Annotated in this window: 15 protein-coding genes; 6 read left to right on the forward strand and 9 right to left on the reverse strand. The window is 71.1% G+C overall.

The features are described 5' to 3' along the window. Positions 1-37 precede the first annotated feature (37 nt). From GTW67_RS32210 to GTW67_RS32235, 6 genes are all read right to left on the reverse strand, one after another. Entirely contained in the window at positions 38-658 is a 621-nt protein-coding gene (locus GTW67_RS32210; protein ID WP_161168274.1) for a hypothetical protein, read from the reverse strand. After that, positions 655-1,692 (reverse strand): ERF family protein, encoded by a 1,038-nt coding sequence (locus tag GTW67_RS32215; RefSeq protein WP_346010799.1) that lies wholly within the window; start codon positions 1,690-1,692, stop codon positions 655-657. Before GTW67_RS32215 ends, GTW67_RS32210 begins: the two co-directional genes overlap by 4 nt. Continuing rightward, entirely contained in the window at positions 1,689-2,066 is a 378-nt protein-coding gene (locus tag GTW67_RS32220) for a hypothetical protein (RefSeq protein WP_161168275.1), read from the reverse strand. Before GTW67_RS32220 ends, GTW67_RS32215 begins: the two co-directional genes overlap by 4 nt. Continuing rightward, positions 2,063-2,461 (reverse strand): hypothetical protein, encoded by a 399-nt coding sequence (locus GTW67_RS32225; RefSeq protein WP_237519131.1) that lies wholly within the window; start codon positions 2,459-2,461, stop codon positions 2,063-2,065. The genes GTW67_RS32220 and GTW67_RS32225 overlap by 4 nt, the downstream gene beginning before the upstream one ends. A 68-nt stretch (positions 2,462-2,529) precedes the next feature. Then, on the reverse strand, positions 2,530-2,748 hold the full coding sequence (locus tag GTW67_RS32230; RefSeq protein WP_161168276.1) for a hypothetical protein: 219 nt from the start codon (positions 2,746-2,748) through the stop codon (positions 2,530-2,532). Then, positions 2,745-2,978, reverse strand: coding sequence for a helix-turn-helix domain-containing protein (locus GTW67_RS32235; RefSeq protein WP_161168277.1), 234 nt, complete (start codon positions 2,976-2,978; stop codon positions 2,745-2,747). Before GTW67_RS32235 ends, GTW67_RS32230 begins: the two co-directional genes overlap by 4 nt. A gap of 506 nt (positions 2,979-3,484) precedes the next feature. On the opposite strand from GTW67_RS32235, the gene GTW67_RS32240 reads away from it, so the two are divergent. Genes GTW67_RS32240 through GTW67_RS32250 form a run of 3 tightly spaced genes read left to right on the forward strand, consistent with a single transcriptional unit; the run spans position 3,485 to position 5,681 of the window. Next, positions 3,485-3,673, forward strand: a complete 189-nt coding sequence (locus tag GTW67_RS32240; protein WP_161168278.1) for a hypothetical protein — start codon at positions 3,485-3,487, stop codon at positions 3,671-3,673. A 14-nt stretch (positions 3,674-3,687) separates the two neighbouring features. Continuing rightward, a complete protein-coding gene (locus GTW67_RS32245; RefSeq protein ID WP_161168279.1) occupies positions 3,688-4,035 on the forward strand; it encodes a hypothetical protein in 348 nt (115 codons plus the stop codon). Beyond that, on the forward strand, positions 4,032-5,681 hold the full coding sequence (locus tag GTW67_RS32250; RefSeq protein WP_161168280.1) for a recombinase family protein: 1,650 nt from the start codon (positions 4,032-4,034) through the stop codon (positions 5,679-5,681). The genes GTW67_RS32245 and GTW67_RS32250 overlap by 4 nt, the downstream gene beginning before the upstream one ends. A gap of 286 nt (positions 5,682-5,967) precedes the next feature. Here GTW67_RS32250 and GTW67_RS32255 read toward each other — a convergent pair whose 3' ends face one another. After that, the gene (locus GTW67_RS32255) at positions 5,968-8,403 is read right to left on the reverse strand and encodes a SulP family inorganic anion transporter (protein ID WP_161168281.1); all 2,436 of its coding nucleotides are present in this window, start codon (positions 8,401-8,403) and stop codon (positions 5,968-5,970) included. 348 nt (positions 8,404-8,751) lie between these two features. Here GTW67_RS32255 and GTW67_RS32260 point away from each other — a divergent pair, with 348 nt between their 5' ends. Beyond that, positions 8,752-10,029, forward strand: a complete 1,278-nt coding sequence (locus tag GTW67_RS32260; protein WP_161168282.1) for a polysaccharide deacetylase family protein — start codon at positions 8,752-8,754, stop codon at positions 10,027-10,029. Positions 10,030-10,032: 3 nt separating this feature from the next. Here GTW67_RS32260 and GTW67_RS32265 read toward each other — a convergent pair whose 3' ends face one another. Beyond that, positions 10,033-11,013, reverse strand: coding sequence for an ATP-binding protein (locus tag GTW67_RS32265; protein ID WP_161168283.1), 981 nt, complete (start codon positions 11,011-11,013; stop codon positions 10,033-10,035). 111 nt (positions 11,014-11,124) lie between these two features. Between GTW67_RS32265 and GTW67_RS32270 the strand changes: the two genes are divergently transcribed. Beyond that, positions 11,125-11,949 (forward strand): Fic family protein, encoded by an 825-nt coding sequence (locus GTW67_RS32270; protein ID WP_161168284.1) that lies wholly within the window; start codon positions 11,125-11,127, stop codon positions 11,947-11,949. Between the two features lie 357 nt (positions 11,950-12,306). Here the strand turns inward: GTW67_RS32270 and GTW67_RS32275 are convergent, their stop codons facing one another. Beyond that, complete coding sequence (locus tag GTW67_RS32275; RefSeq protein ID WP_161168285.1) at positions 12,307-13,140, reverse strand: HAD family hydrolase; 834 nt, start codon at positions 13,138-13,140, stop codon at positions 12,307-12,309. 562 nt (positions 13,141-13,702) lie between these two features. On the opposite strand from GTW67_RS32275, the gene ssd reads away from it, so the two are divergent. Then, on the forward strand, positions 13,703-14,830 hold the full coding sequence (gene ssd / locus GTW67_RS32280) for a septum site-determining protein Ssd (protein WP_161168286.1): 1,128 nt from the start codon (positions 13,703-13,705) through the stop codon (positions 14,828-14,830). Positions 14,831-15,088 lie beyond the last annotated feature (258 nt).

The following is a 15,088-nucleotide window of genomic DNA, read 5'->3' on the forward strand; positions in this document are numbered from 1 at the left end:
CCGCCCCGTGACGTGGGGCGGGCCGTACGGCTGGGGGCTACGTGGCGGGGGCGTCCTCGGCGGGCGGCGCGGTGCGCTTGGCCGGGGCGAGGACGGGCAGGACGTGTGCGGCGAGGGCTCCGGACCGCCACGCCTCGGCGACCAGCTCGCGGCCGTCCAACGGGTTCTTCTTCGACTGGCGGGTGTAGGACATCCGCATGCCGGCCGCCTTGCTCGGGCGGATCTCAACGCCGGGCACGTCGTGCACCACACCGGTGGCCTTGTCGACGTAGCGGGGGGCGTCGGTCGCGGTCATCTCGGCGAGGGCCTGCGCCGACCATGCGGGCCGGACCGACGTCCGGACCTGCATGGGCACGATCTCGACGACGTGCTCGGACGGGAACGTGTCACGAACCCACGCGGTGAACGCGTCGACGTCGACGATCCGGGCGGCCTTCTCTCCGCCGGTGCGGGAGACCGTCCCCACCTTCACCCCGCCGGGCAGCATCGCGTCGAGCTGGCTCGCCCCGCTCGCCTTGTGCTGCTCGTTGAGGGCGTGCTGCACGTCGGTGCGGGCATCGGCATACGCCTCCTTCACCTCTTCGAGCAGGGCGCCGAGCGCGGCCAGCTTGGTGACGGCGTCGCGCACCGTGGGCTCGGTGGTGGGCTGCTCGGTCACTGCTGCGCCCCCTTCGCGGCGGCGGCCTCGATCTGCTGCCGGAACGCGTCGAGCTGCGCGGCGGGGGCCTGGTCGACGGGCAGGCCGTAGACGCGCTCGAAGTCGGCGTCAAGGGTGGGCAGGTTGGCGCGCGACGCGGCGAGGCGAAGCGCGTTCTCGGCCTGCTCGGCGGCGGCCTTGGGCGAGGCGGGCGCGTTCTGCGCCGGGCCCTGCTGCTCCGTCTGCTGCGGCTGGGCGGCGGCCCGCTTCTGGGCGGCGATCGTGTCCAGCCGCGCGAGGTAGTCGGCCGGGGCGCCGGCCTCGGCGGCGGCGGCCCGCACCGCGGCGAACTCATCGGGCGTCTTCGCCTGGTGCGCCTCGGTGAGGTAGTCGCGGCGCGGCGCCTGCTGCTGGGGCTGCTGCTGGTTCTCCCACGGACCCGGCTCGGCGCGCTGGGAGCGGCGCGGCTGCTGCCCGCGCTGCTGGCGGCGCTGCTGCCCGCGCTGCTGGCGCTGCTGCTGCTCGGCGCGGTGCTCCTCGGACGGCTCCGGGTGGTGCCGGTCCCCGTCGTCGATGCTGCGGCCGTCCACGGGCAGCATAAACAGCGTGAACAACAGGTACTTGAGTGCCGCGCTCTGTGCCTTGTTGGTCGCCTTGTCGGCGTAATCGAACGCCTCGCCGGGCATGTCGGTGACCAGGCAGTCACCTGCGGGTCCGTAGACGTAGTACCGCATCGTGATCAGTACGCGGGTCATCTTCCCGTCGCGCTGCTGCTGGTGGTCGGCGATCGTCGGCAGGATGAACACACCGTGGGTGCGCATCGGTCCGGCCATGGCGGACATGACGTCGTCGATGCCGCGGAACTTGTAGTTCTGCTGCTCGTTGCGCTGGTCCTTGCCGACGGGCATCGCGTCGCGCATCACGTTGGCGATGGCGGCGAACACGCGCGGCTGGTCGGCCGGGGCGCCCTCGGGGGCGGGCTGGTAGATCGGCGACGTGAGCGCCATCGCGGGGTTGGTCGGCGCCGGGGGGAGCGGGAGCGGGGTGACGGTCACGGGCGCGGTTCCTTCGTGCTCAGGTGGCGGATGTGGGCGGCGTGCTGGGTAATGCGGGTCGCGAGGGCGATTGCGGCGTCCGGCCCGTACTGCGGGTCGAGCTGGTGCTCGATCGGCAGCTCGTCGAGCAGGGCCTCGCGGGTGCTATCGGCCTCGGCGGCACGGATCGCGCGGTCGTACTCGGCCGCGTCGTCGTCGACCTCGGTCATGTCCTTGGCGATCACCGCGGTGCCGTGGGCGGTGAGCAGCTGGCCGAGGACGTCGGCGTCGTCGATGTACGCGACGGCGAGGGCGTCGAGCAGCGGTGCCGTGATCGCGTCGCGAATCGGCAGGCGTACGGCCGTGCCGTCGGCGGTGAGGGTCGGGCGGATCACTGGCGGGCCTCCGTGGCGGTGTCGAGGCCCAGCTCGGCCGGCGCGGTCGGCTCGTCCACGGCGAGCACGCCGGTACGGGCGTCGTACGACCGCGGGACCGACCAGTCGGCGAGGGGGAAAGCCCGCTGCACCAGGCCGTAGGCGGCGCGGTGCGCGTCGAGTCCGGCGGCCACGGGGCGGCCGGCGGCGTCGTCGAGGACGACCCACGTGCGGCGGCGGTCGTCGCGGGTGACCGGGACGGTGCGGACGCGGGTGGTTCCGGGGGCGATCTTGTCGAGCTGGGAGGCCATGATGCGGACGAACTGAGCGCGGGTGTTGATGCGCTGGCGGGCGGTGCGGGCGCCCTTGACGGCCTGGGCGGTGCGGGCGGTGCGGGTACGCTGGTCGGTGTTCACGATCGGTTCCCTTCGGGGGTCGGTTTCGAGGGGCTGCCTGGGTGCATCCGGGCGGCCCCTCGCGCGTTTCAGGCGGCGGCGCGGTGGGGGATGGTGCGGGCGGTGCGGTCGGCGCGTATGCGCTGCTCCAGCTCGGCGAGCGAGGGCCCGCCGGGGCGGTGGCAGGCGCGGGCGGCGGCGGCGACGGTCATGCGGTCCATGTCGTCCATGCCGCGCCGCCAGATCCGGGCGGCTTCGCGGATGGCGGTGGCGCGGGTGCGGGCCGTGCCGAGGCTGTGCGTGGTCATGCGTCGGCCGGGGCCGTGGACGGCGTGGCCGGGGTCGAGAAGAGCGCGGCGGGGGTGACGCCGTAGGACCGCTCGATGTCGGCGAGGGCGGGCCCGCTGGGCGTTCCGCGGCCCTGTGTCCAGCGGATCACGGTGTTGTACGGGGCGCCGATCTCGCGGGCGATGTCGGCGACGGTGTTGTGGCCCTTGGCGGCGGCTGCACTGCGCAGCGGGCGGGGGTCGAAGTGCACGGGACGTACCTCGTTCGATCACTCATGAGCGCGTATCGCTCATGAGTGAAACGTAGCACGGTTCCACTCACGCGTGAATCATTTGTGATGGTCCTATGGTGTGACCAGTGAGTAACTTGTGATGCACGTGCTACGGGTTGTGATCAAGCGGTGGAGATTCGAGCATTTGAGCGATAGTCTGCGGTTCCGGATGCCACAGGACACGGGGGGACGCATGAACGTGCCCGGAAGTTGTGCAACGCACACCACAAACCGCGCGTGCGCGATAGATTGCGCGTATGACAAACGGCTCGCAACCGGAACCCGCCCTCGACGCCCGATTCGTCGAATGGCTCAGATGGGCGCTCACACGCCACGGATACGACCTTGACGAACGTGGCATCCAACGCAGGATCGCTGACGACTCCGGCCTCCCACCCGCCACAGTCTCAAGACTGCTGCGCGACTACAGCCAACCCGACGTAGCCACCTGCCACGTGCTCGGGCTGCTCCTCAACATCCGCGTCTTGCCCATCCTCGTACGCGCCGGCCACCTGCCACCCGAGGTACTCGACGCAGAACCCCCGCCCACAGAGCCCACCACCGAAGACCAGGCGCTCACGGTCCTCGGCGTCACCGACCCAGACGACCGCGCCGCCGTACGCGCCATGATCACCGCCCTCACCGCCAAGAACCGCCGGGAGGGAACCAACTAGGAAGGCCCGCTCCAGTGACCACCCGCACCGACGTCTACCTCACCGCCGTCTTCGCTGCGGCCATCCTCGTAATCGGACTCACCATCCTCGTGACGGGAGTGTTCACGACGAACGAGGTAGGCGCCGTAATCACCGCGGGCACCGCACTCACCACGGTCGGCGCCCTCGCAACGGTCGCCACGGGCTACCGCGCCGCCCGCCACTACGCCACCCACAAGACCAACCGCGCCACCATCGCCGCCCTCGCCCACGCGATCGCCGCCCACGACGCGGCCCTCGACGCACAACCGCCGGAAGCCTCAACGGTTGTGTCGTTCGGCGGGGCACAGGCACGGCGCCAGCCCCGGGAGTCCACTCCGTGAAACGAACGCTCAACCCGCCGAAGGGCTCACGCCTGGGACCCGCGCGTGAGCCCTTCGTGGCGTACATCCGCGTCTCGACCTACTACGAGGAGAAGATCAGCCCCGAGATCCAACGCAGTGCGATCAAGGCGTGGGCCGACCGCAGCAACGCCGAGATCGTCGACTACATCGAGGACCTCGACGTATCCGGCCGAAAGATGAAACGCAAGATCGCCGACGCGCTGAAGATGGTCGAGGACCGCACCGCGCGCGGCATCGCCGTATGGCGATACAGCCGCTTCGGCCGTTCCCGCCACGGCAACGCGGTCAACCTCGCCCGCCTCGAAGCGCTCGGAGGCCGCCTCGCATCCGCCACCGAAGCAGCCGACACCCGCACCGCGTTCGGCAAGCTGCAAATGGGCATGGCGTTCAAATTCGCTGAGTACGAAAGCGACAGGATCGGCGAGCAGTGGGCCGAGACACGCGAACACCGGCGCGTGGCCGGCTTGCCCGCCACCGGCGGGAAGCGATGGGGGTACATCTGGCACCGACGACAGTTCGACGAAGACGCCGGCATCATTCACCGCGAGTGGTACGAGCCCAACGACATCGGCCGCATCGTCACCAAGCAGTACGAGCGGATAGCCGACGGGGGGTCCATGGCCGCAGCCACACAGTGGCTCGGCAGCAACGGCTACGTCGGCATGCGCGGCAAGCCCTGGCTGCAATCCGGTCTCAGCCGCTATCTCGACAGCGGATGGGCCGCCGGATGGATCCGCTACCATCCCGACGACTGCGACTGCCCGCCCAAGGACCCCGACTCGACGTTCTCGCGCGGCGAGAAGTGCCCCAACCGGATCTGGATACCCGGCGCCCACGAGGCGATTGTGCCGGAAGATGTCTGGGCGGAATACAAGAAGCGGCGCGAGGAGGCCCGCAAGAGGCCAGCGAGCTACCGCAAGCCGGCGTATCCGCTCTCCGGACTCATGCGCTGCGCGCGTTGCGGCGGCACCGCATCAGCCGCGAGCAGCGCCACCTACGGCGCCGGCAAGAAACGCATCCTGAAACCGGGCTACGCATTCAGGTGCACCCGGGCACGAGACAACGCCACATGCGACGGCGTGTACATCATCCGCACCGTCGCCGAGGCCGCCCTACTCAAGCGCCTCGCCGAGTGGACGGCCGAAATCGAAGCCGAGGCCGCCACCATCCCGCAGCAGCCCGAGGAGGCCACCAACCCGCGCGAGCGGCTCAGCGCAGCACGAGAGCGACTCCGCGCCCAGCTCACCGAGATACAGCGCCAACTCGACCGGCAGACCGACCTACTCGCCCGGGAGATCATCCCCGAGGACTCCTACAAGCGGGAGCGTGACCGGCTCACTGCGGACCAGGTGAGCGTCACCGCTGAGCTGGCCCAGCTCGACGAGCGCTCTGAGGAGGACGAAGCGCGGCCGGTTGACTTCCTGCCTGTCATGCGTGGCCTGATCGAGCGGTGGGACGTGACGCCCGTCGACACGATCCGGTCGCTGCTCCGATCGATGCTGCGGGGGGTGTGGGCGTACCCGAAATCCATCGCGCCGGACGGGACCGAGGTACCCGTGTACGCCGTTCCGGTCGCCATCTGGGAGCCCGTACCCGAGCCACTCGGACCGCGCGCCAACGCGTAACCGCAGGTCAACGAACGCGAGTCCTTCCCTCTCCTGCCTGAGGAGGTTGGCCAAGGAGTCGTTGCTCACGACATCTCCCTTTCTCAGGGTTGTCCGTTGTGTCCCAGGCCACACCTCATCAGACCCGAGGGGACGATGACAAGGGTCGACGGACAATTGGTTTAGACCTGTCAGGCCGTCCGTCGACTCCGTGGCCAGTGGTCATCCGTACCCACGGGCGCCGACGGCGCGAGGTTCAGCGTGTGTAACGCCTCTCACACTCCGCGCGCGTCGGCTCTCGTACGGCTCAGGCGGTCAGGTCGGTCTCCCGCACCAGCTCGAACCGCCCGGCCCCGTCCGCCTCGGTGAGCAGATACGCCTGGGCCTCGCCCACGTGGAAGTACATGCCGTGCAGCTCCAGCTCCCCGGCGGCCAGTGCCCGGGACACCGAGTCGTGGGCGCGCAGGTGCTCCAGCTGCTGGACGACGTTGGCCAGGCAGAGCTGCTCGGCCGCGTCGACGGGCCGCCGTCCCGCCAGCCGGATCCAGGAGTCCTCGTCCTCGGACACGCGCCGCAGGCTAGGCGCGCCGTGCCGCAGCCACCGCTTGAGCGGCGTCCGCGCGCCCCCGGTCTCGGTGCCGAGCAGCGCCTGCATGGCACCGCACCCCGAGTGGCCGCACACCGTGAGGGACCGCACCTTCAGCACGTCCACCGCGTACTCGATCGCGGCGGCGACCGAGTCGTCCCCGCTCTCCTCGCCAGGCAGCGGCACCAGGTTGCCCACGTTGCGCACGACGAAGAGGTCGCCGGGGCCGCTGGAGGTGATCATCGACGTGACCAGCCGGGAGTCGGCGCAGGCGAGGAACAGCTGGGAGGGCTGCTGTCCCTCGCGTGCCAGCCGGGCCAGCTCGCCGCGCACCAGCGGGGCGGTGTTGCGGTGGAACGCGTCGATGCCGCGCGCCAGTTCGCGTCCGCTGGACCCACCGGGCCCGTCGGGCCCGTCGGTCCTGCCGGTTCCGCCGGCTCTGTCGGGGACCTCCGTCTCGCCAGTCCCGTCGGCCGTGCCGGGGTCCTGGGGGCCGGGCCGCCGGCCGTCGCCGAGCGGGCGCACGGGTACGGTCCGGGGGCGTTCGCACTGGTGGTTTCGCCAGGGGGTCCAGGGGCGGCAGCGGCAGCCGTCCGTGTCGGCCGGCTCGGAGATGCGGAGCCCGGGACGACGGCCGGTGATCTCGACGGAGCCGCCCTGCGAGGTGTGCGTCCTCTGCCAGTCGTGCAGCGTCTCGTACGCCGCGTGGTCCATGAACGACCCGTCCAGCTCCACGACGGTATCGGCACCGTGAGGCACCTGGTGCAGGACTCGGCTGAGTCTGGGCACCGCCAGGAACGTCAACTGGCCTCTGACATGTACGTGGTGGACTCCTTCCGTGTCGACGTGTGTGATGCGGGTGCGGGTCAGCCGGTGCAGGGCGACACCGACGGCGACGGCGATGCCCAGTGCGACGCCCTCCAGGACGCCGAGGAACACGACGCCGCAGGTGGTGACCGCGTAGACCAGGACCTCACGGTGGCGGGTCACCGTGCGGATGTGGTTGAGGGACACCATCTTGAGGCCGACGGCCATGACCAGGGCGGCGAGTGAGGCGAGCGGGATGAGCTCCAGGGCCGGGACCATCAGCAGTGCGGCGATCACTACGAGAACGCCGTGCAGCATCGTGGAGTTCCGGCTGACGGCGCCCGCTTGCACATTCGCGGAACTGCGCACGGCCACACCGGCGATGGGCAGGCCCCCGAGCGCGCCGGAGACGACGTTGGCGGCGCCCTGGCCGAGCAGTTCGCGGTCCAGGTCGGAGCGTTCGACGCGGGCGGCCGGGCCCGGCCGGGCGGCGGTGAGCTTGTCGACGGCGACCGCGCCGAGCAGGGACTGCACGCTGCACACGAGCGTGGTGGTGAGGACGGCGGCGACGAGGCCGAGCACCGGACCGTCAGGCAGTGCGGCCAGCGCGTGGCTGCTCCAGGAGGGCAGGTCGACCTTGGGCAGCTGGAGGCCGGTGAGGGCGGCGACCGCGGTGGCACCGGCGACGGCGACCAGGGCGGCGGGCACTTTGCCCAGGAGCTGTCCGGCCCGGCCGGGGAGGCGGGGCCAGAGCAGCAGCACGCTCAGGGTCAGCACGCTCACCGCCAGGTCGGCGGGCTGCACGTTCGCCAACTGGGCGGGCAGGGCGCGCAGGTTGTCGGGGACCGCGCTCTGCGGGGTGCCGCCGAGGACGATGTGGAGCTGGGCGACGGCGATGGTGACGCCGATGCCGGCGAGCATGCCGTGGACGATGGCGGGGCTGACGGCGAGGGCGGTGCGTGCCACGCGCAGGCAGCCCAGGCCCAGTTGGGCGAGCCCGGCGAAGACGGTGATGGCACAGGTCGTTCGCCAGCCGTAGCGCTGGATGAGGTCGGCGGTGACCACGGTGAGTCCGGCCGCGGGGCCGCTGACCTGGAGCGGGCAGCCGCCGATCCGGCCGGCGACGATCCCGCCCACGGCGGCGGCGACGAGGCCGGCCTGGAGGGGGGCGCCGGTGGCGAGCGCGATGCCCAGGGACAGGGGGAGGGCGATCAGGAAGACCGCGATCGATGCCGAGACGTCGGCGCCCGCGATGCGGAATCGCCGGGGGCGTCCGGGCGGTGGGCTGTGGGGTGGATGGACGTGCTTGGTCCGGGCCGAATCGGCGCGGGCGGGGACGCAGGCTGACATGTTTCCCGTCTCCTCCGGGGCTGCGCGGTCGCGGTCAGGGGGGTCCCCCGCTCGGCGGGGGCGGTGTCGCGGCCGTGGGTCACGGCGTACAGCGGCGGGACGCCTGAGTGCGGCTTGATTGCGCTCAGTAAACGGATCGTAATTCAGAGTAAAGAAAAGGCATAGGCTTTTCGCGCATATGGAGCAATGGGCCGCTCTAGCGAGTGAATCGGTCTTTTCATCGGCTTGTCGTATTAATTCCTTCTCGGTCCCGTGCCACCTTGACGGCGCTGACGGCACGTCCCGGTACAGCACCCGACATCGCCCTCGTCGGCGTTGGCCCGAGAGAAGGAAGAAGGTGGGCGGAACATGGCCGCCACCCACAGGATCGCCACGCGCGTCGTGATCGCCACGGTCTGCGCCGCGTCGCTCGCCGGCTGTGCGCTCGGCACCAGCGGCAACCATTCCGACCAAGGGACGCAAGGCCCGGAGAAGGGAAAAGCGGCGCCGGCGCCCAAGAACGCGGTACGGCTGATCGGCGACGGCTCGACGGCGTACACCGGAGCACAGCCCCACCTGCCCCGGCCCGAGCGCCTCAAGCCCGGTCAGAAGCCCCCGCAGTTCGTGGTGTTCTCGTGGGACGGGGCGGGCGAGGACAGCCAGAAGCTGTTCTCCCACTTCCGTGAGGTGGCCAAGGAGAACAACGCCACCATGACGTACTTCCTGAGCGGCGTGTACATGCTGCCGAAGGAGAAGGCGGACCAGTACCAGCCGCCGCAGCACTCCCCGGGCCGCTCCGACATCGGCTTCAACGACCAGAAGGGCATCACCGACACCGTCTCCCAGCTGCGGCAGGCGTGGCTGGAGGGCAACGAGGTCGGCACCCACTTCAACGGTCACTTCTGCGGTGCCGGAGGCGGCGTCGGCGAGTGGTCGGTCGACGAGTGGAAGAGCGAGATCAGCCAGGCCAAGCAGTTCGTGAAGACCTGGAAGACCAACACGGGGCTGAAGAGCGCCTCACCGCTGCCCTTCGACTACGACAAGGAGCTGATCGGCGCCCGCACCCCGTGCCTGGAGGGCCAGGACAACTTCATGCGGGCCGCGAGCCAGATGGGCTTCCGCTACGACAGCAGCGGCGTCAACAACCAGGTCTGGCCGAAGAAGAAGTACGGACTGTGGGACCTGTCGATGCAGCTCGTGCCCTTCCCCGGGCACTCCTTCGAGCAGCTGACCATGGACTACAACTTCATGGTCAACCAGTCCGGCACGGCCACCCAGGGCGACCCCGCCAAGCGCGAGTTCTGGGGCGACCAGATGCGTGACAGCCTCCTCCAGGGCTTCCAGCGGGCCTACGACGGCAACCGCGCGCCGCTGATCGTCGGCAACCACTTCGAGTCGTGGAACGGCGGCACCTACATGCGGGCCGTCGAGGAGGTCGTCGAGAAGGTGTGCACCAAGGAGGAGGTGCGCTGCGTCTCCTTCCGGCAGCTCGCGGACTGGCTGGACGCCCAGGACCCGAAGACCCTGGAGAAGCTGCGCACCCTGGGGGTCGGTGAGGCTCCCAAGAAGGACTGGGCGTCCTTCCTGTCGGCCGCCCCCGCACCCGCGCCGAAGGGCGTGCCCGGAGCGCCGGCCGACAAGCGGTAGGCGTCACGCCGGGGCGACGACCTCCTCGCCGAGGACGAAACCGGGATCGACCTGCGCGGCCAGGTCGGTCCCGGTCCGCTCATTGCCCCAGCTCCGGGCGTTCTTCAGGTGGAAGTGCACCATCTGCCGTGTGTAGCGCTGCCAGTCCCGCAGTTCGTACGTGGCGTCCGCGGCCGTGTGCAGCGCCCGCAGCGCCCGCCGGTCGGTGTCCTCCAGGAGCTCGAACCGGGGCGGCCGGCCCTTCTCCATGGCGCGCACCCAGTCCGAGTGCCCGACGGTCGTCAGCAGGTCGTCCCCGACCTCCTCGCGCAGGAAGTCGAGGTCGTCCGGTCCCTGCACCTTGTTGCCGACGACCTTCAGGGCGACGCCGAAGTCGCGGGCGTACTCCTTGTACTGGCGGTAGACGGAGACCCCCTTCCGGGTCGGCTCGGCGACGAGGAACGTGACGTCGAAGCGGGTGAACATGCCGGAGGCGAACGAGTCCGAGCCCGCCGTCATGTCGACCACCACGTATTCGTCGCGGCCGTCGACCAGGTGGTTCAGACACAGCTCCACCGCTCCGGTCTTGGAGTGGTAGCAGGCGACTCCCAGATCGGCCTCGGTGAAGGGCCCGGTGACCATCAAACGGACGGCGTCGCCGTCGAGTTCCACCGGCCGGGCGCACGCCTCGTAGACCGGGTTCTCCTCGCGCACCCGCAGCAGCCGCGAACCCTCGCCGGGCGGCGTCGTCTTGATCATCTTGTCGGCGGAGGCGATGCGCGGGTTGGTGCCGCGCAGGTGGTCCTTGATCAGCGGGAGGTGGTCGCCCATCGCGGGCAGCGCCGCCGCGTCCGCCTCGTCGAGGCCCAGCGCGGCCCCCAGGTGCTGGTTGATGTCGGCGTCGATCGCGACGACGGGTGCGCCGGTGGCGGCGAGATGGCGGATGAACAGGGAGGACAGGGTGGTCTTGCCGCTGCCGCCCTTCCCGACGAAAGCAATTTTCATGTTCACCAAGCGTAGTGTGCTGATAGCTGTACGTGTCACGAGAGCCGGGAAGTGCGTGAAGAAGACCACTCATTCGTGGGGTGGGGCGCCGGGGTGCGTAGGGTCGTACCCATGAGTACGACAGGCGCGGCCGCCGATCCGCTCGCGGCCCTGGGCTCGCTGCCCGGTGTGGCCGAGACCGTGGAGTCCGTACGCAAGGCCGTGGACCGGACCTACGGTCACCGGATCATGCGGCGACGCAGCAACGAGATCACGTCCGAGGCGGCCCTGCGCGGCGCCCGGGGTTCGGCGGCGCTGTCCGGCGCGGACTGGGCGCTGGAGGAGGTGCGCCGGCGGACCGACTTCAGCGGTGACGACGAGGCGCGCACGGTGGGCGCGGCCCTGCGGCTGACCGCCGAGGCGGGGCAGCTGCTGTCGATCTGGCGCCAGTCCCCGCTGCGCGTGCTGGCCCGGCTGCACCTGGTGGCGGCCGCGGACAAGGACGACCAGGTGGGACGGCCGCGCCAGGAGGGCGAGGCGGTGGACGAGCCGCTCGTCGAGCTGCCGCTGCCGGGCGCCGCGGAGGCGCACGGCCGCCTGGACGGCCTGTCCGAGCTGGTCATCGCGGGGGGTTCCGCCCCGGCGCTGGTGACCGCCGCCGTCGTGCACGGCGAGCTCCTGGCCCTGCGTCCCTTCACCTCGCACAACGGCCTGGTCGCGCGTGCGGCCGAGCGGATCGTCCTGGTCGGCAGCGGTCTGGACCCGAAGTCGGTCTGCGCCGCCGAGGTCGGACACGCCGAGCTGGGCCGCGCGGCCTACCTGGCGGCCCTCGACGGCTACGTCTCCGGCACTCCCGAGGGCATGGCCGCCTGGATCGCGCACTGCGGCCGGGCGGTGGAGCTGGGCGCACGCGAGTCGACGGCGGTGTGCGAGGCGCTCCAGCGCGGAGCGGCATAAACGGCCGCACCCGGCTGGAGCCCGGCACAAAGTAATGCGGCGGTACGAGAATTCGTACCGCCGCTGGCATGCCCACCCAGTTACCAAGCGTCCTCGAGATATGCCCATCAGGTCGGGACTTTGCCCGTCACCTGGTGCGGCTGGCCCGTAATCGACGGGTCGACGTCGCGTGGGTGCCCGGTGTTCATGCTCGGTCCGTGGGGCCAAATGCGTTCTTAAGGTGATCCTTTCGGATGTCCTTGGTCTCGCGGGCCGTTGACTCCTTTGTACTCCTGCCCGGGAACAAGTGGAAGCCCTCCCCGCACTTCTTTACTTCTGTGGTCAAACACGGGTGAAAGGGTCAGGGTCGGGCCGCTGTCAGGCCACTGCCGCCCGGCGCCGGCTCGCGTACCAGACGAGGCCGGCGGTGGCCGCCGCGGCGCCTATCGCGGCGGCGGCGACGAGGGCCGGCCGCGGTGGTACGGCGAAGCCGGGGAGCCGCTGCTTGAGCCGCACGGGCCGGTGGAAATCGAGAATCGGCCATTCGCGCGCGACCGCCTCGCGCCGCAGGGCCCGGTCCGGGTTGACGGCGTGCGGGTGGCCGACGGACTCCAGCATCGGCAGGTCGGTCGCCGAGTCGCTGTACGCGTAGCAGCGGGCGAGGTCGTACCCCTCGGACGCGGCCAGTTCGCGGACGGCCTCGGCCTTGGTCGGACCGTAGGCGTAGTACTCCACCTCCCCGGTGAAGCAGCCGTCGTCGCCCACGATCATGCGGGTCGCCACCACCCGGTCCGCCCCCAGCAGCTCGCCGATCGGTTCGACGACCTCGGCGCCCGACGTGGAGACGATGACGACGTCACGGCCGGCGGTGTGGTGCTCCTCGATCAGGGACGCGGCCTCGTCGTAGATGATCGGGTCGATCAGGTCGTGCAGCGTCTCGGCGACGATCTCCTTGACCTGCTGGACGTTCCAGCCGCGGCAGAGCGCGGACAGGTACTCGCGCATCCGCTCCATCTGGTCGTGGTCGGCGCCGCCGGCGAGGAACACGAACTGGGTATAGGCGGTGCGCAGGGCGGCCCTGCGGTTGATCAGCCCGCCTTGGTAGAACGACTTGCTGAAGGTGAGTGTGCTCGACTTCGCAATGACCGTCTTGTCCAGGTCGAAGAAGGCCGCGGTACGGGGCGAGGAGTGGTTTTCCACGACCCCGAGCATAGGCGCAGCCCATTCGGCGTAAGGTGGGGCGTGTGGGTTTGCCTGAGAAGGCTCTCGGGTACACCATGGAAGTCACGGATCGTTCGCGACCGTGCTAACCCGGTCCGACTCCTCCCCCCCCGAGTCGGCCGTGGAGACGACCCCCGCTCTCCCCCCCGGCGGGGGTCGTCGCATGTCCGGGTGGGTTTTCCCTTCTTCCGCCGAGGCGGTCGGCGTGCTCGGTCGGTGCGAGGCGAGTGTCTTGTCATGTCCATGATTGCTCACGGTGGGTAGTTGACGGGCTGCTCTGCGGGAGTCGCACGCGGGCGTGGAGCGGGGTGGCTCCGGACTCACCGGTAAGGGTGACGGCGATATCCACAGGCCTCACGTTGTCCACAGATATCGACCAAGATCCACACGATTTCGCGGGCCGCTGCACCGTGATTCCACGCGTTCGGGCCGTGCCCGCTCATGACCGGTTCGTTTTGCCGGGCGCATATGGCCGGTTTCCGGCGGAGCGATGCCCAGGACGCCGACGAAGCAGGACTCGACGAAGCAGGACACGACGAAGGGGGACACAGGCATGACCGGAACCTTCACTCACGATCCGCCGCCCGCCGCCGGTGGACGGCAGGGCGGCCCACTGATCGTCACCGAGGACACCGAACTCCTCGACGACCTGCTGCGCCTGTGCGCGGCGGCCGGCGCCACACCCGAGGTGCACCACTCGGTGCCCGGGAAGCCGTCGGCGTCCGGACAGCGCGGCAGCTGGGAGGCGGCGCCGCTCGTCCTGGTGGGCGACGACGCCGCACGGCGCGTACGCGGTGCCACGCGCAGGCGGGGCGTGGTGCTGGTCGGCCGCGACCAGGACGACTCCGGGGTATGGCAGCGGGCCGTCGAGATCGGCGCCGACCACGTCCTGATGCTGCCCGACGGCGAGCAGTGGCTGGTCGACCGCATCGCCGACGTCGCGGAGGGCGTCGGGCGGCCCGCCCTCACCGTGGGCGTCATCGGCGGGCGCGGAGGTGCCGGAGCGTCCACGCTGGCCTGCGCGCTCGCCGTCACCTCGGCACGCCAGGGGCTGCGCAGCCTGCTGGTGGACGCCGACCCGCTCGGCGGCGGACTCGACGTCCTCCTCGGCGGTGAGACGGCCGAGGGGCTGAGGTGGCCCGCGTTCGCGGCCTCGCGCGGGCGGGTCGGCGGGGGCGCCCTGGAGGAGTCGCTGCCCGAGCTGCACTCGCTGCGTGTGCTCAGCTGGGACCGCGGGGACTGCGTCGCCGTACCTGCCCCGGCCGTACGGGCGGTCCTCGCGGCGGCGCGGCGCAGGGGCGGCACGGTCGTCGTCGACCTGCCGCGCCGGATCGACGACGGGGTCGCCGAGGTTCTCGCCCAGATCGACGTCGGAATCCTCGTCGTCCCGGCCGAACTGCGCGCCGTCGCGGCGGCCGGGCGGGTGGCCTCCGCGGTCGGCATGGTGCTGCGCGACCTGCGGGTCGCGGTACGCGGGCCCTACGCGTCGGGGCTCGACGACCGCGAGGTGGCCCGACTGCTCGGGCTGCCGCTGGTCGGTGACGTGCCCGTCGAGTCCGGGCTGCTGCGGGCGACGGAGGGCAGGCGGCCGCCGGGCGCCGCCGGACGCGGGCCGCTGGCGCGCTTCTGCCGGGAGTTCTGGGAGCGGGCGCTGGTGGCGGAGACGGGCGGTGCGGGATGAGGGCGCCGGTGAGTGCCGTCGACGCGGTGGCCGAGGGGCTGCCGGCCGGTGCGGTGGTGGTCCGGAGGGCCAGGGGAGCGGGTCCTGGGCGGTCAGGCGGGGCGGGGCAGCGGGAGGCGGTGGGGCGGCCCTCGTGGGCGGTCACGGCGACGGGGCGCCGGGAGGAAGGGCCCTCGTGGGCGGGCACGGGGGCGGGGACGTCCGTGGGGGCGGCCGTGGCGTCGTGCGTGCGGGCGCCGGCAGTCCCGGGGGCGTTGC

The sequence above is a fragment of the Streptomyces sp. SID5910 genome (assembly GCF_009862125.1).
Taxonomy (GTDB): Bacteria; Actinomycetota; Actinomycetes; order Streptomycetales; family Streptomycetaceae; genus Streptomyces.